General features: G+C 39.5%; 16 protein-coding genes. 8 read left to right on the top strand and 8 right to left on the bottom strand.

What is annotated here, in order from left to right:
- Positions 1-16 precede the first annotated feature (16 nt).
- From RIC88_RS09690 to folP, 5 genes are all read right to left on the bottom strand, one after another.
- The gene (locus tag RIC88_RS09690; protein ID WP_350217341.1) at positions 17-7,705 is read right to left on the bottom strand and encodes an FG-GAP-like repeat-containing protein; all 7,689 of its coding nucleotides are present in this window, start codon (positions 7,703-7,705) and stop codon (positions 17-19) included.
- 98 nt (positions 7,706-7,803) lie between these two features.
- Positions 7,804-8,505, bottom strand: coding sequence for a LytR/AlgR family response regulator transcription factor (locus tag RIC88_RS09685; protein WP_350217340.1), 702 nt, complete (start codon positions 8,503-8,505; stop codon positions 7,804-7,806).
- On the bottom strand, positions 8,502-10,397 hold the full coding sequence (locus RIC88_RS09680) for a tetratricopeptide repeat-containing sensor histidine kinase (protein WP_350217339.1): 1,896 nt from the start codon (positions 10,395-10,397) through the stop codon (positions 8,502-8,504). The genes RIC88_RS09685 and RIC88_RS09680 overlap by 4 nt, the downstream gene beginning before the upstream one ends.
- Positions 10,398-10,495: 98 nt before the next feature.
- Positions 10,496-11,380, bottom strand: coding sequence for a diadenylate cyclase CdaA (gene cdaA / locus RIC88_RS09675; protein WP_350217338.1), 885 nt, complete (start codon positions 11,378-11,380; stop codon positions 10,496-10,498).
- Positions 11,377-12,210, bottom strand: a complete 834-nt coding sequence (folP, locus tag RIC88_RS09670) for a dihydropteroate synthase (RefSeq protein ID WP_350217337.1) — start codon at positions 12,208-12,210, stop codon at positions 11,377-11,379. The genes cdaA and folP overlap by 4 nt, the downstream gene beginning before the upstream one ends.
- A gap of 31 nt (positions 12,211-12,241) precedes the next feature.
- On the opposite strand from folP, the gene RIC88_RS09665 reads away from it, so the two are divergent.
- Genes RIC88_RS09665 through RIC88_RS09645 form a run of 5 tightly spaced genes read left to right on the top strand, consistent with a single transcriptional unit; the run spans position 12,242 to position 14,902 of the window.
- Positions 12,242-12,784, top strand: coding sequence for a DUF1599 domain-containing protein (locus RIC88_RS09665; RefSeq protein ID WP_350217336.1), 543 nt, complete (start codon positions 12,242-12,244; stop codon positions 12,782-12,784).
- 25 nt (positions 12,785-12,809) lie between these two features.
- Positions 12,810-13,028 (top strand): hypothetical protein, encoded by a 219-nt coding sequence (locus RIC88_RS09660; protein ID WP_350217335.1) that lies wholly within the window; start codon positions 12,810-12,812, stop codon positions 13,026-13,028.
- Positions 13,018-13,347, top strand: coding sequence for a type II toxin-antitoxin system RelE/ParE family toxin (locus tag RIC88_RS09655; protein WP_350217334.1), 330 nt, complete (start codon positions 13,018-13,020; stop codon positions 13,345-13,347). Before RIC88_RS09660 ends, RIC88_RS09655 begins: the two co-directional genes overlap by 11 nt.
- Positions 13,344-14,438 carry a BT_3928 family protein gene (locus RIC88_RS09650; RefSeq protein ID WP_350217333.1) on the top strand — a complete coding sequence of 365 codons (1,095 nt, stop codon included), beginning with the start codon at positions 13,344-13,346 and terminating at the stop codon, positions 14,436-14,438. The genes RIC88_RS09655 and RIC88_RS09650 overlap by 4 nt, the downstream gene beginning before the upstream one ends.
- A complete protein-coding gene (locus tag RIC88_RS09645) occupies positions 14,435-14,902 on the top strand; it encodes a shikimate kinase (protein WP_350217332.1) in 468 nt (155 codons plus the stop codon). The genes RIC88_RS09650 and RIC88_RS09645 overlap by 4 nt, the downstream gene beginning before the upstream one ends.
- Here RIC88_RS09645 and RIC88_RS09640 read toward each other — a convergent pair.
- Positions 14,899-16,422, bottom strand: coding sequence for an OmpP1/FadL family transporter (locus tag RIC88_RS09640; protein WP_350217331.1), 1,524 nt, complete (start codon positions 16,420-16,422; stop codon positions 14,899-14,901). The two genes, RIC88_RS09645 and RIC88_RS09640, sit on opposite strands and share 4 nt — an antisense overlap.
- A 19-nt stretch (positions 16,423-16,441) precedes the next feature.
- On the bottom strand, positions 16,442-17,641 hold the full coding sequence (locus RIC88_RS09635) for a hypothetical protein (protein ID WP_350217330.1): 1,200 nt from the start codon (positions 17,639-17,641) through the stop codon (positions 16,442-16,444).
- 127 nt (positions 17,642-17,768) lie between these two features.
- On the opposite strand from RIC88_RS09635, the gene proS reads away from it, so the two are divergent.
- From proS to floA, 3 genes are read left to right on the top strand one after another with little or no spacing between them, the layout of a single operon-like run.
- Positions 17,769-19,238 (top strand): proline--tRNA ligase, encoded by a 1,470-nt coding sequence (gene proS / locus RIC88_RS09630; RefSeq protein WP_350217329.1) that lies wholly within the window; start codon positions 17,769-17,771, stop codon positions 19,236-19,238.
- Between the two features lie 6 nt (positions 19,239-19,244).
- On the top strand, positions 19,245-19,712 hold the full coding sequence (locus RIC88_RS09625) for an NfeD family protein (RefSeq protein WP_350217328.1): 468 nt from the start codon (positions 19,245-19,247) through the stop codon (positions 19,710-19,712).
- 4 nt (positions 19,713-19,716) lie between these two features.
- Positions 19,717-20,742: a flotillin-like protein FloA gene (gene floA, locus RIC88_RS09620; protein WP_350217327.1), complete on the top strand. Its 1,026-nt coding sequence runs from the start codon at positions 19,717-19,719 to the stop codon at positions 20,740-20,742.
- Positions 20,743-20,877: 135 nt separating this feature from the next.
- Here the strand turns inward: floA and RIC88_RS09615 are convergent, their stop codons facing one another.
- A complete protein-coding gene (locus RIC88_RS09615) occupies positions 20,878-21,432 on the bottom strand; it encodes a YfiT family bacillithiol transferase (protein ID WP_350217326.1) in 555 nt (184 codons plus the stop codon).
- Positions 21,433-21,438: the final 6 nt, after the last annotated feature.

Below are 21,438 nucleotides of genomic sequence, written 5' to 3'. Positions count from 1 at the left end.
GTAAGTAGGAGCTGCCTTAGTTTACTTTCTTTATTCGCATTCGTGTAATTTCATTGGGGCTTTCTATCTCCAAAACATACATTCCTTCATCAAGCGAGCTCAAATCCAGTTGAACTTTAACTGCTTTTTTGGATATTACTTCAGATCCATTCAAAGAATAAATTCGAATGTCTACTGGTTCCGGATAGTCCAGATATAAGACATTCATAAAAGGATTAGGGTATACTGAGATTACCTCATTTGATATTCCAAGCGTTGTTTCTGTAATTTCCAGTATCTGACTAACTGACTCGGCAGCATTCCAATTTTCATCTCCGGATTGTGAGGCGGTGATTGTTACTGTCCCTTCATCTAGAATAGTAAGACTATTGCCATCCAGGGATGCAGGACCTTCAACCTCAAACGAAACATCCAATCCGCTGGAGGCAGTAGCTGAAAGTTTGATTGTTCCACCAACGGAAAAATCTTCAATCGTCTCAAAAGTGATGGTTTGGTTTGCTTTAGCAATTAGAAATTCATGTGCAACATCTGATGCAGCCTCATAATTTGCATTTCCTTCTTGAGTAGCAGTAATCGTAACATTTCCTGCAGCCAAAATCGAGACCTGATCTCCAGTTATAGTGGCAACTGATTCATCAGAACTTACAAATGATATCGCCAAGCCTGATGAAGTTGTGGCTGATAAAGAAAAAGGTGCGTCTCCAAACACTTTATCTTCGATTGCATCAAAAGTGATAGTCTGAGTTGCCTTATGGATAAGCAATGATTGACTTACATTCTCAGCAGCTACGAAATCATCATTTCCTGCCTGCGATGCAGTGATTGTTGTAACTCCCGTCCCTACAATGGTAACTTCATTACCCGAAATAGTGGCAATCGATTCGTCGGAACTTTCATAAGAAACAGTTAGACCTGAAGATGCTGACGCATTAAGCTCAAACGGAGCATCTCCAAAGATTTTATCATCTATTGACTCAAATGTTATGGTTTGTGACTGCTTTGATGCTGTTACACTCAGTGTTTGTTCTACTTCAGGCGCAGCATTATAATTGGAATTACCTTCTTGTGACGCAGTTATAACTGTTGTTCCTTCACCAACTATTGAGACGACATTTCCTGTAATGGTGGCCACATTCAGATCAGAACTGGTGAAGGACACTTCCAGACCTGATGAAGCTGTTGCCGCTAGTGAGAAATCAGGGGCATCAATGCTTTTTTCAGATATTGTCTCAAACTGGATAGTTTGAGCTGCCTTTCTTACGATTAGTATCTGGTCACTTATCGCTTCATTGAATTCTTCATTGCCCTCTTGAAAAGCCGAGATGGTTGTCGTTCCAGCATTATGAAGTGTAACTAAATTGTCTTCAACAGTGGCTACACTTTCATTTGAGCTTGAGAACATAACCGTCAATCCGGAGCTTGCTGAAGCGCTTAATTCAAATGAATCATCTCCATATGTTTTTTCCGGAATTTCTTCGAAGGATACGGTTTGATCCTTTTTAGAGGCAATAATTTCAATAACAAACGTGTCTTGTGCAGTTCCTCCATTACTGTCAGCAGCAGTCAAAAGAATAGATATTGAACCTACGTCATCTGAAGAAGGTGTACCACTATACGTGCGATCGATTCCACTAAATGTTAGCCATTCTGGTAATGGCGAACCATCTAATAATGTGCTGGTGTAGGTAAGCTCATCTCCATCCAAGTCAACAAATGTATTCTCTGCGAATTCCAAGAAAAAAAACTTTCCTTGAGTAGCCTCCTGGTCTGCAATAGGATTTAAAACTGTTGGTGCATCATTCACTAACTCGACGACAATATTAAAAATATCACTTACACTTTCTCCAGATGGGTCTGAAGCAGTCACCTCAATTGTTATCGTACCAGCATCAGTCACACTTGGCGTTCCTGAAAAAGTCAACTCTACATCATTAAATGAAAGCCAGGCCGGTAAATCAGTTTCATCAGTTTGTTGAGCAGAATAGCTCAGTGCATCACCATCTTCATCATCAAATGTTTCTTCGTCCAGCGTGAATGTAAACAGTTCATTCTCAAAGGCGGTCTGATCTACGATACCTTTTAAAAGAACAGGCGCATCATTGGTGGCTGAAACAACAATTATAAAATCATCAAAAACACTCGCTCCAGCCGGGTCAGTTGCAACCACACGGATTTGCAACTCACCAACATCAGATTGCGCTGGTGTTCCTACAAATTTTCTTTCCGTGGCGGTAAATGTTAGCCAATTTGGTAAGTCAGAGCCATCCACTTGTAAGGCCTCATAGGTCAACTCCTGATCATCAGGGTCAGAAAATGTTGTAATATCAAATATGAATGTGAACTCATGATCTTCAGAAGCATTTTGATCTGCTATTGCATTTGATACTTCAGGATCTTGATTTGTAAATAAAACTTCAATGTCAAATTCAGCATTCGTGCTTCCACCATTCCCATCATCAGCAATGACTTTTATACTTATTGCTCCAACATCATCATTACCTGGAGTTCCACTAAAAGTGCTTGTGCTACTTGTAAAAGATAGCCATCCCGGTAATGGAGACCCATCTGTCAATTCTGCTGACAATGTTAAATCATCGCCATCTTCATCTGAAAAAGTGTTTGAAGGGACCACAAACTCGAAAGTTTCTAATGCAACAGCACTCCTATCAACTATTGTATTTTCAAGTATGGGGGCATCATTGGCATTGATTACTTCGAGGCTGAACTCATCGGTGGCTTCCCCACCGAGTCCGTCGGAAGCAGTTATGCTCAATGTTAGTATTCCAACATCGTTTTGTTCTGGTGTTCCGCTAAAAGAGCCAGATATTCCGTTAAATATTAACCAGTCGGGTAACGATGAACCATCTGATAATTCTGCATCATAAGTCAGTTCATCTCCATCAGGATCATCGAACGTATTTGTTGGTATACTAAATGAAAATTCCTCGTCCTCATTAGTCACTTGATCTACGATTGCATTTTCCAAAACCGGCGACACATTTGCTCTGTTCTCATACCAAATAATGTTATTGCCGTCATAGTTTCCTGATACCAAATCCAAATCTCCATCCCCATCAATGTCTCCAGAAAATAGAGACCTTGGGCCATTAGAGGAGAGTGAAATAATATGCGTAGAAAACGATTCTGTGCCATCATTTTCATACCATGCTACTTTGTCATCTGAATTCGAACTCGACGCGATATCAATATCCCCATCTCCATCCAAATCAGCAACGACTATTGCGTAAACTTCGTCAGCATCATTACTTACAATATGCTCCGAAAAGGACTGGTTTCCATCATTCTCATACCATACCACCTCATCATCAATTCGTTCTGCTGAGACGAGATCTATGTCCCCATCATCATCTAAATCGATTGCAAAAACATCCCCCGCAGCACCAATAGAAAATGGTAAGTCATGCTGTGTAAATGATTGTGTTCCATCATTTTCAAACCAACTTAATTTGGTTTGTGAACCCCCTATAATATCTATGTCACCATCATTATCAATATCTGCTGCATAACAAGCTGTAGGGCTATTTCCTGACAATCCCAGATCATGTGTGGTAAAATTTTGATTCCCATCGTTTTCATGCCAATCAAGGCTGAATGTCGAAGCAGATACGATATCCAGATCACCATCCCCATCCATGTCTATCGAGTAGACACCTTTAATACCACTAAGTGATTGCGCAATCGTATTAACAGCGAATGACTCACTACCATTGTTTTCAAGCCATAATAGCTTACCATCATCTTCTGCGCTTGTAACAACATCCAAATCACCATCATTATCCAAGTCTAAAGGAAAAAGGTCTCTGGCTCCATTGATTGCAGATGATAGTGTTATTGTGGAAAATGACTGTGCTCCATTATTGTCATACCAATTAATCTTATCGTCTCGAGATGTCGAGAGAACATCCGAATTCCCATCTCCATCTAAATCAATGATGTGTACCGAAGTAGGAAGAAATACGTTTGATTCAATAGGATCTTGAGCAACAAAAAGAGCAGTTGAAGACCCTGATTCTACCGAAAAACTGAACATATATGGAACTGCAACAACCTCCGATACGGTACCTTCTATATTGGTTGTTATAAGCACATGCACACGTTCCCCGACAATAAATGAATTATCAGGATTAAAAGTAATTGTTGATGTTCCTCCTCCAGAAAAAGCACCATCAATCAAACCGCTTGCTTCGCCCCGAACTATTATGTTGGAAGTATTAAGCGTTGAGCTTTCAACATTAGCATCAAAATTGATTACGATATTATCTGTAGTAGAGATGTGATTCTCGTTTCTAGCTGGAGATGTAGATAGAATTGCCAGGATTGGCGGTTGTGCTACCTCAATATCAAATTCATCTTCAGCACTGGCACCTGCAGGATCTGATGCGATCACTTTAACAGTTATAGTTCCAATATCTTCAGTACTTGGCGTGCCGGAAAACTGCAATGTTTCATTATCAAAAGACAACCATGATGGAAGCGGTGATGAATCTGAAAGTGTTGCCTGGTAGCTTAACAAATGATTACCATCAACATCATTGAAGATATTTCCCGGTAAGGTGAAAGAAAAAGTAATACCTCCAATAGCGTTCTGATCATCTATAAAATTCTCAACCGTCGGAGTTGTATTTGACTTATTCTTGGCCCACTTCAGTGTATTTTCAGCATCGGAAATGTTTGCAATATCAAGGTCGCCATCACCATCAAAATCAGCTGCTTCAATATCATGGCCTTCCATTTCAAAAATCATGAACGAAGTGAAATTCTCATTCCCATCGTTTTCGTACCAAATAACTTGATTATCAATATCTGAACCACTTATCACATCCAAATCGCCATCGCCATCCAGATCAGCAATTTCTAATGAAATGGGCCCATTTGTATTGTTAAAAATGGTTCTTGGAGTAAAGTTTTGATCTCCATCATTTTCATACCACATTACCTCGTCATCAGTCCGTTCAGCGGCAACTACATCCATGTCGCCATCTCCATCAAGATCAATTGGAATAATTTCATCAACATCATTGGCATTTAGACTGACCGTGTGTTCTGTGAAGTTCTGTCCACCGTCATTTTCATACCAAAGTATATCGTCCTGAGCCAATCTTGATCCGGCCACCACATCCATATCCAAATCACCATCCATGTCAGCCATTTTAGCGTTGTATGTCCAGGACAAGTTCGTGGTGATTTCATGCCTGGAAAAAATTTGATTTCCATCGTTCTCATACCAGGATACTGTATTGTCTTGCTGTGACGCAACGAGAATATCAATGTCTCCATCCCCATCCATATCACCAGATATTGACGATCGAATGGAGGAAAAGTCTGTATCAATCACATGACTTGTGAAATTTTCACTACCATCATTTTCAAACCAGGCTAATGTATTGTTGGTTGCACCTACAAGCATGTCAAGATCACCATCTAAATCAAGATCATCAACAAAAATTGTCCGCGCATTAAATGATCCAGTAGATATGTTTGAAGCAGTAAAATTGCCACTCCCATCATTTTTATGGAACTCAATTCTGTTAGAATTGGTAATAGGAACTAAAATGTCAATATGACCATCTCCATCTAAATCTACAGCATCAATCTTTTCAGCTTTTGAATTAGCGCTTAAGGTAGTCTCGTCAACAAGTAAAGCTGGTGTAGTAGGAGATGCTCCTGATGATGCGATAAAACTAAAACTTTTACCTCCTTGTAAAATGCTTCCAGCCTCACTTTCCAATCCTGTAGTAATTGTGATAGTTACTAGTTCACCTTTTTTAAAATCATTTGTAGGAACAAATGTGAATGTATTCGTTCCGCCACCAGAAAAATTTCCAGCGATGACTCCAGTTAGACTACCCCTAATGACAATATTGGAATCATTAATTGTCCCGGATGCAATAGTTTCACTAAACTCTATTTGAATGTTGGAGGTACTCGAAACCCCATTTTCGTTAACTGCCGGACTTGTTGATGAAATAGACATGAGTGTAGGAACTGTAACTGTAATATCAAATTCATCAGTCACGGAAGCCCCATTAGGATCTTCTGCTGTCACTTTAACTGTGATTATACCGCCATCTTCTGAGCCTGGGACACCCGAAAATCTCCTTTCGGGTCCGGAAAAAGACAACCAAGAGGGGAGTGTTGAATCATCACTTAGGGTTGCTGAATATGACATCAAATGACTTCCGTCTGGATCACTAAAGACATCTTCATTAAACGTGTAGGAAAATGAAAGAAAAGCAGTCGCTGACTGGTCGGGAATTGGATTATCTAGTTGAGGGGTTGAATTGGTTTTGTTTTCATACCAAACAATATCTTTATCAGCACTGGAAAATGATAGAACATCCATTCTATTATCACCATTCAAATCGATTGCTGATACAAAACCAACTGATTTAAGTTGATCTGTAATTAGAACTTCCGTAAAGTTTCCACTACCATCATTTTCGTACCATGCAAGCTTATTGTCAGATTCGGAAGCGGAAAGAACATCGATATCCGAATCTCCATCTAAGTCAGCTGCATGTACCCAGTATGCTTTATCGGCGTTAGTTGAAATCGAATGCGTAGTAAAGTTTCCATTTCCATCATTCTCATACCAAGCAATTTCATCATCATACCATGAAGCTGATAGAACATCGACATCATCATCACCGTCTAGATCTATTGTATATATTGACCACACACCATCAGCACTTGCTGAAATTTCATTGAATGTGAAGTTTCCAGATCCATCGTTTTCGTGCCAGGCAATTTTATCATTTGCCCATGAACCTGAGACAATGTCCATATCACCATCAGAATCCAGGTCGATACCACTTACAGCGTGTGGCCAGGATACATCTGCAGTATTTACTTCGATTTCAGTAAAGCTCTCTGCTCCATCATTTTCATACCAAAATATTCCTTCTCTCTCAACAGCTGCAACTATATCCACATCACCATCACCATCCATATCCACTGTCTGGACATGATACGCTCCGTCCGCTGATGTAATCACTGAATGTTCAGTGAAGTTTTCAGATCCATCATTTTCAAACCACATTATTTCATCGCCAGTGACAGAAAAAGCAACAATATCCATATCTCCATCGCTATCCAGATCAGAAGGGTGTAATCCATGGAGTATATTCGAAGCAGTTAATAGAGAAATTTGATTGAAACCTTCGCTTCCGTCATTTTGAAACCAGGTTAATGAGGATGTTGCACTAACCACATCCATATTACCATCACTATCAAGGTCAACCGCAATCGCTGATCCAAGAGAGCTAGATGTTGATATATCATTCCGAGCCAAAACTGGAGGATTCTCATATGCAGGATCAACCGTTGAATTGAATCGAAAAGTTTGTCCGCTAATAAGGGATTCACCAAGTGTGCTCTTAATTCCATCCGTGATTGTAAGGAAAATGTTATCCCCAGATCGAAAATCATTTGTCGGATTTATGGCAATCGTCGCTGTGCCACTACCACTGGTAGTAAATGAGAGCAATCCACTATGCTCACTGCGCAAGAATATATTCCCGGAAAGTGTTGTTCCATCAATCGCTGCATCAAAAGTTATGGTGATATTTCCATCGACTGGAAGTGATGTACTATTTGCAGATGGGTCTACACCTGTAATGGTTAATTGAGAAAAGGAAATGTGTGATAATAGTACTGTAAGAATGAGTGCAAATAGTCGTTTCATGGCAGCAATGAGTTTGATTAGGCCATGAATTTGCCATACAATAAATTCAACAAAAACCTGCTTTTAGCGAACGACAGAGTGAATTAAGCAAACGACCATTAGAGTATAGCCAGCCTTCTAAGAAATTCTTCTTTGTAAGCTCTGCCTATCGGAATTTTTAATTCATCAATAAAAACATATCCTTCATGGATACTGGTGATTTTCTGAAAGTTGACAAGATACGACTTATGTATGCGTATAAATCCGAAAGGAGTTAATTGCTCCTCCACACTTTTAAGCGTATGGCTGACGACCAACTTCTTTCCTTCAATGTAAATATTTGCATAGTTGTCTTCACTCTCTGCATATAAGATTTCAGATGGATCTATGGCTTGAAGCTGACCTTGATTTCTTACAAAAAATTTTTCCTTTGGAGCCTCATTGATTGCATACTTTTTTGAAAGAGCTAACTCGATATTTGCCATCAAATCTCCTTCATCAAATGGCTTCACCACGTAACCGCCCGGATTTGTTGCTTTTGCCCGAGTCAATGTGTTTTTATCATAGTAAGAAGTCAAATAAACAAATGGAATGTGATGTTTTTGATTGATAAGGTGAGCTAAGTGTATACCATCTTTTTCACCTTCAATATTAATGTCCAGAAGTGCTATATCAGGCTTGTTCCCGATTAATGAAAGCATTGCGTCATCCGCATTATCTTCAATGCCAAATATGTCATAACCAGCTCTTTCTATGATTAGGGCTATATCATCCGCAATCAAAGGCTCGTCTTCTACAATTAGAACGGAAGTTTTAGTCATGCCACCAATTTGTATCTTGATAAGGTTAGGTTAACGCATGTTCCTTTATCAGAATTAACCTGTATTTTAGCTTTCAATTTTCTACTTAGGGATTGGATCATCTTCCATCCAAATGCATTCGATTCTTGAATACCATCTTCATCCATTCCTTTTCCATTGTCAGCAATCACTACCTTTAAATTTTCACCATCTTCTTTCATTTCAATCTTAAGCAATCCCTTATCTGTTTCTTTGAAAGCATATTTAATAGAATTGGTAATTAACTCATTGATGATCAGCCCTAAAGGAATAATTGTATCAATATCGAGCTTTAGTGCGTTCGTATTGATTTCCCAATTAACTTTTTCCTGATCAACGCCAAAGGCTTTAAATAATTCTCCAGTCAGATTTTCCAGATAATCTTGAACATCAACACCTCTTACATCCTCAGTAGAGTATAATTTTTGATGAATTAATGCCATGGATTTCACTCGGTGCTGTCCTTCTTTCACTGCATCCTTAGCAATATCACTTTCAAGCGAATCTGCCTGAAGGTTTAAAAGGCTTGAAATAACCTGAAGGTTGTTTTTCACACGATGATGAATTTCCTTAAGCAAAACGTCCCTTTCATTCAAAGATTTTTGTTTGATCCTAAATAGCCTAAATAATAATAAGGCAATACCAAAAACAAGAATAGAAAGAAGGATGAGAACATTTCGATCTTTTTGGCTTTTTTCAATTTTTAAATTCTGAACTTGATTTTCAGCATTTAAATTTTCAATCTCTAATTCTCTTTTTTCTTTTTGATAAAGCTGTTCTAATTCACTGGTTCGATTAATTAATTCTTGCGAGATGAATTTTTCATTCAGATCAAGATATTTTTCCAAACTCCGAAGGGCATTTGCAGTGCTCCCTTGTTCCTTACTAATTGCGTAATCTAAATGATAGTGCTTCAAAGCTGTTTCAAGATATTTCTCCTCCAGTAAAACTTCTCGAGTTTTTTTTATGTATGTACTGGCTTTAGCTAAATCATTTTGCTCGAAGTAGAACTCTCCAAGATTGTGAAAAATTTGTGATAATACATATGGGTCTTCCCTATCCAAAACAAGTGATTCTGCCTCCTGAAAAGAACTAACGGCTTTATTCCTCTCTTCTAAATTTTTGTAAATAATGCCAAGGTTTACAAGTTCAGATTTGTATGCAGACAAATCACCAATCTCTTTTGCTTTATCTATACACTTCTCTGAGTAAATCAATGCTGAATCGTAGTTCTCAAGACGTTGAAAAATGGAACTCATATTGGTATATGTATTAAGGAGACCTTTCGTGTCTCCTAATCGTTCTTTAATCAAGATTGAATTTTTTGATACTTCAAGCGCATGCTCTAATTGGTTAGTTTTCTCGTAAATCCTTCCGAGATTATTATATAGCCGTGACAAATTTGGTTCATCATTTAAAGCTTCGAATTTCGGTTTTGAAGCTAAATAATAATATAATGCCGAATCAAGCTGTCCTTGGTAATAGAAGACTACCCCAACATTGAACAAAGAGGTAGCAACTCGTTTTGTATCCTCATGTAGTAAAGCATAATTGTATGATTTCGTATAATAATGAATTGCGCTATCAAACTGATAGTCGTAATCAAACGCCCATCCAATACTTGTCAGACCCAGACCAATTAATTTTGGTCTCTCGGAAAGTCTGGCATAATGATAGCTTTTTTGTGCATGATACATGGCAGAATCAAAATTGATCCCACACCATTGATAGCAGATTTCACTGTGTAGAAATGAACAAAGACTATCAGATTTTGAAACTTTTAGTCGTGATTGAAGAGAGGAAATCTCGTTCAAATCTTGAGCCCTGACTGGTGCACTAAGAATGAATAAAATAAGAAAACTAACTTTGGCCATTCAGTTAAGATACTGAATTTGAAAAATTTATCGATTTAAATAAAGTAGATAGTTTTTTTTGTAGCGAAATGAAATTTAATAAGGAGTCAGTCGGGTAGTTAAGCCACTTCTTCCTTCACTTCAACCTCAACTTCAGTCTCTTTTACTTTTTCTTTGTTCCCTTTTTCCTTTTCCTTCTTAAGTTCTTTTGGTTCGTTGAGATATTTGTTAATCTGACGTCTTAATTCCTGAGCGGAAATGTTGTGCATCGTTTCCCCATTTTGCATGGCTGAAATTTGACCTGTTTCTTCCGAAACTACGATGATAAATGTCTCTGTATTCTCTGACATCCCCAGTCCAGCCCTATGCCTCAACCCAAACTGTGCCGGAACATCTCGTTCGGTAACCGGAAGAATGCAACGTGCTGCAACAATTCGATCCTTGTGTACAATCACCGCTCCATCATGTAGTGGACTGTATTTGTTGAAGATAGCCAGCAATAGTCTTTTAGAAAGCAATGAGTCCATTGCATCACCGGACTCGGCATAAAATTTCAAAGGAGAATCTTCCGAAAGCACAATTAATGCTCCGGTATTTGATCCCGCTAAAGACTTTACTGCTTCAACTATTGGTGTGATATTAGCCCGTTTGCTGTTCCCGTTCTGAGACCAAAACCTGAGGTTCTTCATGAGGTTTCGATCTTCAAAAATATTTGTTCGACCTACCAGCAAAAGAAATTTCCTGATTTCCTGTTGGAAGAGAATAATTACAGCCAGAACTCCAACGCCCATGAATTGTCCCAAAATAGTACTCAAAAGCTCCATCTGAAGGGCGTTCACGACTAAGTATATTAAATAAATTGAGAGGAAGCCAACGAAGACCTTGATGGCCACACTTCCCTTCATGAGTTTGTAAACCTGGGCCAATAGAAATGTGACCAGAAGGATATCTAACACATCCTTCCAGCTTATATCTAAAAACCCTATTTGAAACGCTAAAATCAATTCAATTCGTTTACAAGTTTTATTGCTTCGACAGCTTCCTTCACATCATGCACACGCAGTATTGCAGCACCCTTCAACAAAGCTACGGTATTTAGTACCGTTGTGCCATTCAATGCCTCCTCAGCGGTCGAATAAAGTGTTCGGTAGATCATGGACTTGCGCGAAATACCTACCATTAGCGGTCGATCAAGGTGGTGAAAATGATCCAGCTTATTCAGTAGATCAAAACTTTGATCGGCGGTTTTTGCAAATCCAAACCCCGGGTCTATTATGACATCCTTTATCCCCAACTGGTTGCAATCATGAACAACGGATGAAAAATACTTCAATACATCGTGAAGAAGGTCATCGTATTTATTTAACTCCTTCATGTTTTGTGGAGTTCCACGCATGTGCATAGCGATATACGGAACACCCATCTCAGATACAGCAGATAACATGCCACTATCTAAATTCCCGGCTGAAATATCGTTGACTAAATCCGCTCCCAAGTCAATTGCTTTCTTAGCAACTTCGGACCGAAATGTATCTATTGAGATAATGGCCTCCGGAAATTCTTTAGAGATTGATTCAATCGGCTCGATTACGCGTTCTAGTTCTTCTTCTATCGAAATATCCTCTGCTCCTGGCCGTGATGAATAACCTCCAATATCCAGAAATGTAGCGCCATCTTTCAGCATGTTCTCTGCTGATTTCAGAATGTCAGTAAGTGCTGTTTTTCTACTTCCTGAAAAAAAAGAGTCCGGAGTTACATTGATAATCCCCATCAGCTTAGGTGATGAAAGATCAATAATTTCTCCTCCAATATTGATGGTATGTTTGGGGCTCAATGGATTAGTTTTGCTTGGACAGTAAAATTACATGAGACAGGAAACTGAACAGCAATACAAAGAAATCATTTCTGAGTGTAAAGAGATTTTCGAGAAGAAAACCAAAGATTATGGCACAGCCTGGAGAATCTTAAGGTTGCCATCAATTACCGATCAGATTTTTATCAAAGCTCAACGTATTCGGTCTATCCAGGAAAAAGGTGAGAATAAAGTGGGTGAAGACATCAGCAATGAGTTTATAGGTATCATCAATTACTGCATCATTGCCGTTATCCAAATGAAACTTAATGGAACCGAAGGCATGGAAATTCCATTTGCCAAGTTGGAACCGATGTATGATGAAGTTGCAGATGATACTAGAAATCTTTTGACAGTCAAAAATCATGATTATGGAGAAGCCTGGAGAGACATGAGAGTTAGCTCAATGACAGACATCATTCTGATGAAACTAATGAGAGTGAAGCAGATTGAAGATAATGCCGGCAAAACACTCATTTCTGAAGGAATAGATGCCAACTATCAGGATATGATCAATTACTCGGTTTTTTGTTTGATCAAATTGAAAGAATCATAAAAACTTTTGATTCGTATATTTGAATATGGATTTCAAAGTGCAATATCTTCAGGATGAAAAGGGTAAAAGAACTGCCGTTCAGATACCAATTAAGGAATGGGAAGCCATACAAAAAAAACTTCGCCACGATAAGGAGTATAACGAATTAAAAGAATCGTTGACCCAAGCGTTTAAAGAAGTGAAGTTGATTCAAGAAGGAAAATTGCCTGAAAGAACTCTACAGGAAGTATTGGATGAGCTTTAAGATAGTCCCAACTATTCGATTCATTAAAGAACTAAAGAAACTCTTCAAAAAGTATCCGAGTGTAAAAGAAGATGTGGCAAGAGTCGAGCATTTACTTTCCAATAACCCAAAAACGGGAATTTCACTTGGGAATAATGTCTACAAAATTAGGGTTAATATTCAAAGCAAATCTTCAGGAAAAAGCGGAGGAGGCAGATTAATTACTTACGTTGTAGATAAACTGGGTACAATCTACTTGCTCTCAATATTCGACAAGTCTGATAAAGAAACTATTACCGATAAAGAACTAAAAGAAATGATTAAAGCCATTAATCTATGAAAATCATCAAAGAATTTGCACGATACGCGGTAGGAGCACTGTTTGTGTTTTCTGGAATCATTAAAGTGAACGACCCAGTCGGGACAGCTATCAAGCTAGAAGAGTATTTCCAGGTTTTTGCTTCCGATATCGCACCTTTTTTCGAGTGGTTTGTACCGGCTGCACTTTTCTTAAGTGTCTTTTTAAGTGTGCTTGAGGTTGTATTAGGTGTCGCTCTTATTGTCGGTTACCGCATTAGGATTACATCATGGGTTTTACTGGCCATGATCATCTTTTTCACCTTTCTTACTTTCTACTCAGCTTATTTCAATAAAGTGACTGATTGTGGATGTTTCGGCGATGCGATTAAACTCACACCTTGGGAGTCGTTTTACAAAGACATCATTCTGCTCGTACTCATCGGAGTTATTTTCTGGAAAAAGGATAGCTATAAGCCAATGCTCGGACCGGTATTTCAAGAAGTAAAAATTATTGGAACAACTTTAGTCATGTTGATCTTGGCCATTTATGCCATCATGCATTTGCCGTTTATTGATTTCAGAGCATATAAGGTTGGCAATCACCTTCCTTCACTGATGAAAAATTCAGAACCACTGAAATACGTGTACATCATGGAAAAAGATGGGGAGACCTTTGAGTTCGAAACTTACCCATCAGAAGGTGGATATGAATACAAAGAAGCTAAACTCATTAATCCCGAGGCAGCTGCTAAAATTACTGATTTGAATGTATGGCAGGGCGATAATGACTACACCAATGAGTTACTATCAGGAACTAAGCTGATCATCATAATACATCAGATTGAGAAAACTTCGTTGGATAAAATAGATCGGCTAAGAAACCTGACGTTTGACAACCAAAGGTTTGACACCTGGATTCTGACTTCCTCCGGTTATGAAAGATTTGAAGCCTTCCGTCATGAAAATCAGCTTGCCGCTCCTTATTTCTTTGCAGATGCAACTGTGCTGAAAACAATGGTGCGATCTAATCCGGGAATACTCCTTTTGAAGGACGGGACTGTTTTGGCAAAGTGGCATTACAACGATACTCCTTTGGCCGATGATGTGATCGAAATCCTGAATCGTCAGTGAAGCAAAAAATCTTTCTGATTGGATTACCCGGTGCTGGTAAGACCACCATGGGCCTGGACCTGGCAGTTGATCTTGGAATTCAATTTGTTGATCTGGATCAGGATATTGAAAAGGCAGAGAAGTGTTCTATTAAAGAAATTTTTGCAGAAAAGGGCGAAGCACATTTCAGGCAGCTGGAAAAATTTCACCTTGAAAAGGTTATTAATGAATTGGATGCTTTTGTGATGGCGGCAGGAGGTGGCACTCCTTGTTTTTTCAACAATCTGGACATCATGCAAAAGGCTGGGACAGTCTGCTATATCAATACTCCGATTGATAAAATTCAGCAGCGTCTGGCAAAAGACACCAGCCGTCCGCTGATGAAAAATCAATCGCTAGAAAGCCTTTTGGAGAAAAGAAAAGAATGGTATAATCAAGCAGACCATACCATTCAGGAATACAAAGAATTAATTAAGCTCTTTTAAAAATTCAAGCCAAACGTTACTGATACGGTGGTGTTTTGGATATCTGATGTTGCTAGCGGCTGGTCACTACCAATAAAGTAAGGCACTGCTTGTTGCTGCATTTCACTTGAAACCACGGCAAAATCTAAAAAGTAATCAAGTGTTCGATAGCCAAATCCAAAAGTCACATTGGTTCTATCCTGAAGGCTGGAATCCTTTACAGGATCTGGAAAAAAAGCATAGCCGGCTCTCAATCTGAAGTTGTCAAATCTATATTCTCCGCCTACTCTAACGTTCATTACTGACTCATAAATATCCTCGATCACGTCATTATCTACCGATGTGGCAAAATCATCAGAATTCAGATTAGCAGTTCCATAATTCACAAACTCTAAATCACCGGATAAGAACCCATTTTTTCCTACAAAAACGGCAGCACCCAAACCAATTTTAGAAGGAGCTCTTAACCGATAAGTGTTGACAAAAAGATTGCTTTGATAGGGATCAATTCTTCCCAAATCATACGTTTCAGTTTCTCCATCAACTGTTTCAGTGTAGGTAGTCCCGGCATCCCAATCAGCTTCTAAATCAAGGAAGCTTTCTTCATCCAGCGACATAAATGTAGGTGAGGTGTAGCTCGCACCAATGGTTAAAAATTCGACTGGTCGGAAAATGGTACCAAAATTAAAATTCACACCCGAACCTCTAACAGCTATCTGATCATCAATGAAAATGGCATTCAAAGAATCAAAATCTGAACCTCCCTGCAGAAAATCAAATTCCTCATAAGCTCGTTCTTGTCTGTAATTTAAAAATTGAACTCCCATTCCTCCACCGAAATAGAGTTTATCATCATAGTTTCCACCCCAGGCAATATTCATTTGATAATGTGAACCACGCTCTTTGATCGTTTCCCTTTGAATAGGATATCCACCGACAAACGCATCATATCCATTTTGAGTAGGAGTAATTAAGAACTGGTCGAACGCAGCATAGCCAAGTTCGCTTAACTCATCCAAACTTTGGTTGCCGGCATCCTGCAGAATATTATCTACAATCGAATTGAATCCGTTTTCCCCTTCATAAGTACGAGTCAAATGATAAGTATTCCTTCTATTTAATGAAATGGCCAGGGAACCACCCTTGAATTTATCATCCGTAAACCTCCCCTTTGAAAAATTGATTACTGTTCCAATATTGGCGAAATTGAAGTTGTTCTTGAAGGTCTCTTCGGAACCTTGGGTCTCCAAACCTCCATCGCGTAATATCCCATATTCAGTATCACTATTGATGAAATCAAGTGAAGGTGAGAAAACAAACACACTCTTGTTGAAAAATCCTAAACCGGCCGGGTTTGAAACTGCTGAACTTATATCACCTCCAAGTGCTATCTGGGCCCCTCCAATCGCCTGCATCCTTGCGGTGCTCCCCAGGCTATAATTACTCTGGCTAAACCGATAAGCATCTTCAAAGTACTGCCCATTGGATATAACTGAATAGCCAAAAAAAGAAAACAAGAGTATGATTAATCTATTTTTCATGGATTGTTATCTTATTTAATTAGTTGCCACCTCTTCTACCCGAACTGGACCTACCAGAGGAGGATCTTGAACCGGACGACCTACTCGAAGAAGACCCCCGACTCACTGAGCCCGAACTTCTTGAAGATCTGGATGAAGTTCCTACTGATGATCCTCTACTGCTGCGTGATGCAGGTGGTGTATACGATCTGGAAGGTGTGCCAGAATTGCTAGATCTATTGTTGTAGCTTGATCTATTGTAGTTCGTATTCGTTCTTGCCCCTGAATTATTAATTCGACTTGAAGAATTAGAAGAATTGAAAGTTCTGGAGTTAACATCACTTGATCCTCGGGTTGTTCCCGAATTATATCGGCTGCTTCTTGATCTATTTAAATAGTCAGCTTGCTGACGACTAAAATTCGCCTGTTCACTTCTGCTGGATTCGCTTGCTACAGACCTTCTTCCAGATGAAGATCGGCTTTCACGTGCAGCTACCGAACCTCTTGATGGTCTTGCGCCTCGTACCACATCACGTCCTCTATATCTATTACCATCAACTATATAAACAGGCCTTCCTCTGTATCCATAATAACCCGGAGGACACCATAGTGAACCGGCACCCCAGCCCCATCCATTCCAGGCCCAACTGTTCCATCCCCAGCCTGCATTCCATCCCCATCTGGGACCCCATGAATTCCATCCCCACCATGGATCCCAGAAAGGATCGTACCAAGGATTTCCCCAAGCATTGCCAAAAGAAACAGACCAGTAATTTCCACCCCAGCTATTCCATCCCATTCCAATGTTCAAGCCAGGACGGCTCCAGCGGTTCCAAGTGTTCCAGTTATCGTTATAATAGTTGTTTACGATAATAGGTTGCTGAGAAACGTTATCGAATGTTTCCTGAGGATTGCTAAAGTTTGGGTTTTGCCCTGAGGCATAATCACTTTCAGAATAGTAATCTTCTTGAGTTTTTTCCGGCGCATAATACTCGAGCGATTCATCACTCACATTGCCGGATGGATTGTTTTCTTGAAACTGACGCCCTAGAAAACTTAATTCCTCATCAGTAGACGAGTTGTCCTCATTGTAATAAGGAGTCTGTTGAGTAGATTTCTTTTTCTTCTGTTTCACCCGATCTTCCTTTGTAAAGTATAGATCATCGTACTCCTGACCGGAAACTCCGATCATTGAAATTGCGAAAACTACTATCAGAAAATTTTTTAGATAATGTCTCATGACTCCTCCTTTTTTTTATTTAACGATCTCTTAGGGCTCTCTGTTCAACACCTCCGCTATATTTGCGTCCCGTAGAAATCTTTTTTTACTAAAAGAGCAAACTCCATACCAAAAGAAATATTTATACATGGCTAAAGCAATTCCATCTCGTTCGGAAGATTACTCACTATGGTACAATGAACTGGTCAAAAAAGCCGGATTAGCAGAAAATTCTCCTGTTAGAGGCTGTATGGTGATAAAGCCCTACGGTTTTGCTATTTGGGAAAAAATGCAGCAGACCCTTGATCAGATGTTTAAAGAAACTGGTCATGAAAATGCATATTTCCCGCTTTTGATACCTAAATCATTTCTTAGTAAAGAGGCTGACCATGTGGAAGGATTCGCCAAAGAGTGTGCTGTGGTAACGCACTACCGCTTGAAAAATGACGAGAATGGTAAAGGAATCGTTGTTGATCCAGAGGCTAAACTAGAGGAAGAATTAATTATTCGTCCAACTTCTGAAACAGTGATATGGGATTCATACAAAAACTGGATTCAATCTTATCGGGACTTGCCTTTACTAATTAACCAGTGGGCTAACGTAATGCGTTGGGAAATGCGAACCAGACTATTCCTTAGAACAGCAGAATTTCTGTGGCAGGAAGGTCACACAGCTCATGCTACCAAACAGGAGGCTGTTGACGAAACCCGACAGATGCTTGATGTTTATGCAACCTTCGCTGAGGAATTTATGGCTATGCCTGTAATCAAAGGGGTGAAGACTGAAAGTGAACGTTTTGCGGGTGCCGTAGATACTTACTGCATTGAAGCTATGATGCAGGATGGAAAAGCCCTTCAAGCTGGAACATCACACTTTCTTGGCCAGAATTTTGCCAAAGCCTTTGATGTAAAATTCACGACAAAAGAAGGCAAAGAAGAGCTTGTCTGGGGCACCTCATGGGGTGTAAGTACTCGATTGATGGGTGCATTAATTATGGCACATTCAGATGACGATGGATTGGTTCTACCTCCAAAACTTGCTCCTATCCAGGTAGTAATCGTACCAATATATTTCAAAGACGAGCAGCTTACTCAAATAGAAGAGGTAGTAGCGCCTCTTGTTGCTCAATTGAAAGAGAAGGGCGTCTCAGTAAAATTTGATGCCCGAGATACCCATAAGCCAGGTTGGAAATTTGCGGAGTACGAGTTAAAAGGAGTTCCTGTCCGTCTGGCTATTGGACCAAAAGATTTAGAAAAAGGAACCGTTGAAATTGCCAGAAGAGATACTAAAGAAAAATCATTCCATCCAATTGATGAAGTGGTGAGCCATGTGATACATCTGCTTGAAGATATTCAGGTGAATATCTATAATAAAGCAAAAGAATTGCGAGAGGAAAACTCGAAAGAAGCCAACACTTATGATGAGTTTAAGAAGCTGGTAGAACAAGGGTTTGTCTATGCACACTGGGATGGAACTGCTGAGACGGAGGAGAAGATAAAAGACGAGACAAAAGCAACCATTCGATGCATTCCTTTAGATCAAAAAGAAGAGGAAGGAACTTGTATCTTTACAGGAAAACCTTCAAAAGGACGTGTGCTTTTTGCCAAGGCTTATTAAAACACAATGGATTGGATTACAATTATTGGACTAATTCTGATCGGCACTTTTCTCGTAGTTGCTGAAATTCTCTTTATTCCTGGAATATTTATCGCGGGAACAATTGGAGTATTATTGTCGATCTGGGGCATTTACATTGGCTATGAGGCGTATGGAGCGACTACAGGAACTTTTATTTTGCTCGCTGCTATCATTTCGAATGTCACTGCTGTAGCTTTGACCTTAAGAGGGAAGACATGGGAAAAATTTTCATTAAGGCAATCTCATATTGCTAAGGTTAATGAGGATTTTAAAATTGAGCTGAAAATTGGTGATAGAGGTAAAACCATATCCACATTAAAGCCAATTGGTAAAGCGCTTTTTGGGGAAAATGTAATTGAGGTGCGGTCGAAAGGAAATTATATCAGTGAAAATGTCGAAATTGAAATCGAAAGAATAGACTCTTCAAAAATTTTTGTAAAAACAGTTAAATAAGCATATGGGATTTGGAGTATTAACAGTGGTTCTTGTAGTATTAGGAGTAATTGCCTTATTTATTTTGCTCTACTACATACCAGTAGGATTGTGGATCACAGCTCAAGTGACTAACGTACGTGTTGGTCTTTTTGAGCTCTTTTTCATGAGGATAAGAAAGGTTCCTCCATCAATAATTGTAAATTCTTTGATCACCGCTACCAAAGCCGGCCTCAAGATTACAGAAGAAGAAGGAGACGCCAGACGGGATTTAAGAACACAAGATCTGGAAACTCACTACCTGGCTGGCGGTAATGTACCGCAGGTCATTAAGGCATTGATTTCTGCAGAGAAAGCAAACATTAACTTAACGTTCAAGCAAGCTACTGCTATTGATTTAGCAGGTAGGGATGTATTCGAAGCAGTTCAGATTTCAGTAAATCCAAAAGTTATTAATACACCTTCTGTTGCTGCAGTTGCAGCTGACGGTATTCAACTGGTAGCGAAAGCGAGAGTTACCATCCGTGCTAACATCCAACAATTAGTTGGAGGGGCTGGTGAAGAAACTATTCTTGCCAGAGTAGGCGAAGGTATTGTGACCTCCGTTGGTTCAGCAGCATCCCACAAAGAGGTGCTTGAAAATCCAGATAAGATATCTAAACTGGTTCTGCAAAGAGGGCTGGATGCAGGAACTGCATTCGAAATTCTTTCCATTGATATTGCTGATGTGGATGTTGGAGCAAACATTGGTGCGAAACTTCAAACGGATCAGGCATCTGCCGACTTGAAAGTAGCAGAAGCTAAAGCGGAAGAGCGAAGAGCCATGGCTGTTGCTGAAGAGCAGGAGATGCTTGCTAAAGCGCAGGAAGCTAGAGCTAAAGTGATCCTTGCTGAAGCCGAAGTACCAAAAGCGATTGCAGAAGCATTCAGAAGTGGTAATCTTGGAATCATGGATTACTATAAGTTCCAGAATATTGAAGCTGATACAGATATGCGAAGCTCGATTGCAGGTTCCGGAAGCAAAAAAGGATCCGGTAAAAAGAAAGACTAACTACTTAACTAACCTAGTCTGAAAGCCTCTTGGAGAAATCTGAGAGGCTTTTTTATCTTTTAACCTTTATTAGGGCTTGGTCTCAGCCTCCCCCTAACCCCCTTCAAGGGGGAGAAAATGAATCGGAAGAATAAGTTACCCAACCTTCTCCGGTGTAAACTCACCTTCCAGTTCTATCGCTTGTTTGATGTGTGCAAGGTGGTGCTTGCAATGCCAGTCATACAGTCCAAGCATCCACTCCAGCGTAAATTCTTTATTGTATTCCGGGTGGAAATAGGTTCGCTTTTTGTGTTCCGGTTTCAAAGATTTTAGAAGCATCACCCAACGATTATGAAGGCCTTCCAGAATTTCTATAGACTCCATTATCTCTTCATTATCCGCATCGGCTGTCCTTGCCCATGCTGCTTCATCATAAGGCTTTATAGTAGGGTTGTCTTCTGTCAGAATAAGCTTAAACCGAATGAAGCTGTTCATATGGCTATCAGCCAGGTGATGCACCACTTGCTTTATATTCCAGCTACCGGGACGATATTGCAATTCAAGTTCATCATAGGATAAATTTCCCACCAGCTTTTTTACCCTTTCCGGCAAACTTTCCAGCGTAATTATCCATTGATTGAAAATATCTTCTGTGATTTCTGTTGGAGCATCATACTGTCCAACAGGGTATTTTAATACATCTATATTCACTAGCTA

The organism is Ekhidna sp. (assembly GCF_040220215.1).
GTDB lineage: Bacteria > Bacteroidota > Bacteroidia > Cytophagales > Cyclobacteriaceae > Ekhidna.
The sequence above is the reverse complement of the archived record's forward strand: the minus strand, read 5'-3'. Positions and strand labels throughout refer to the sequence as shown.

Excerpts from the sequence above, each read along its gene's own strand:
- RIC88_RS09665 (WP_350217336.1), top strand. The coding sequence starts at position 12,242 with ATGAGACAGGAAACTGAACAGCAATACAAAGAAATCATTTCTGAGTGT.
- RIC88_RS09640 (WP_350217331.1), bottom strand. The coding sequence starts at position 16,422 with ATGAAAAATAGATTAATCATACTCTTGTTTTCTTTTTTTGGCTATTCA.
- RIC88_RS09650 (WP_350217333.1), top strand. The coding sequence starts at position 13,344 with ATGAAAATCATCAAAGAATTTGCACGATACGCGGTAGGAGCACTGTTT.
- RIC88_RS09690 (WP_350217341.1), bottom strand. The coding sequence starts at position 7,705 with ATGAAACGACTATTTGCACTCATTCTTACAGTACTATTATCACACATT.
- floA (WP_350217327.1), top strand. The coding sequence starts at position 19,717 with ATGGGATTTGGAGTATTAACAGTGGTTCTTGTAGTATTAGGAGTAATT.
- proS (WP_350217329.1), top strand. The coding sequence starts at position 17,769 with ATGGCTAAAGCAATTCCATCTCGTTCGGAAGATTACTCACTATGGTAC.
- RIC88_RS09655 (WP_350217334.1), top strand. The coding sequence starts at position 13,018 with ATGAGCTTTAAGATAGTCCCAACTATTCGATTCATTAAAGAACTAAAG.
- RIC88_RS09685 (WP_350217340.1), bottom strand. The coding sequence starts at position 8,505 with ATGACTAAAACTTCCGTTCTAATTGTAGAAGACGAGCCTTTGATTGCG.
- RIC88_RS09680 (WP_350217339.1), bottom strand. The coding sequence starts at position 10,397 with ATGGCCAAAGTTAGTTTTCTTATTTTATTCATTCTTAGTGCACCAGTC.
- RIC88_RS09625 (WP_350217328.1), top strand. The coding sequence starts at position 19,245 with ATGGATTGGATTACAATTATTGGACTAATTCTGATCGGCACTTTTCTC.
- RIC88_RS09660 (WP_350217335.1), top strand. The coding sequence starts at position 12,810 with ATGGATTTCAAAGTGCAATATCTTCAGGATGAAAAGGGTAAAAGAACT.
- RIC88_RS09635 (WP_350217330.1), bottom strand. The coding sequence starts at position 17,641 with ATGAGACATTATCTAAAAAATTTTCTGATAGTAGTTTTCGCAATTTCA.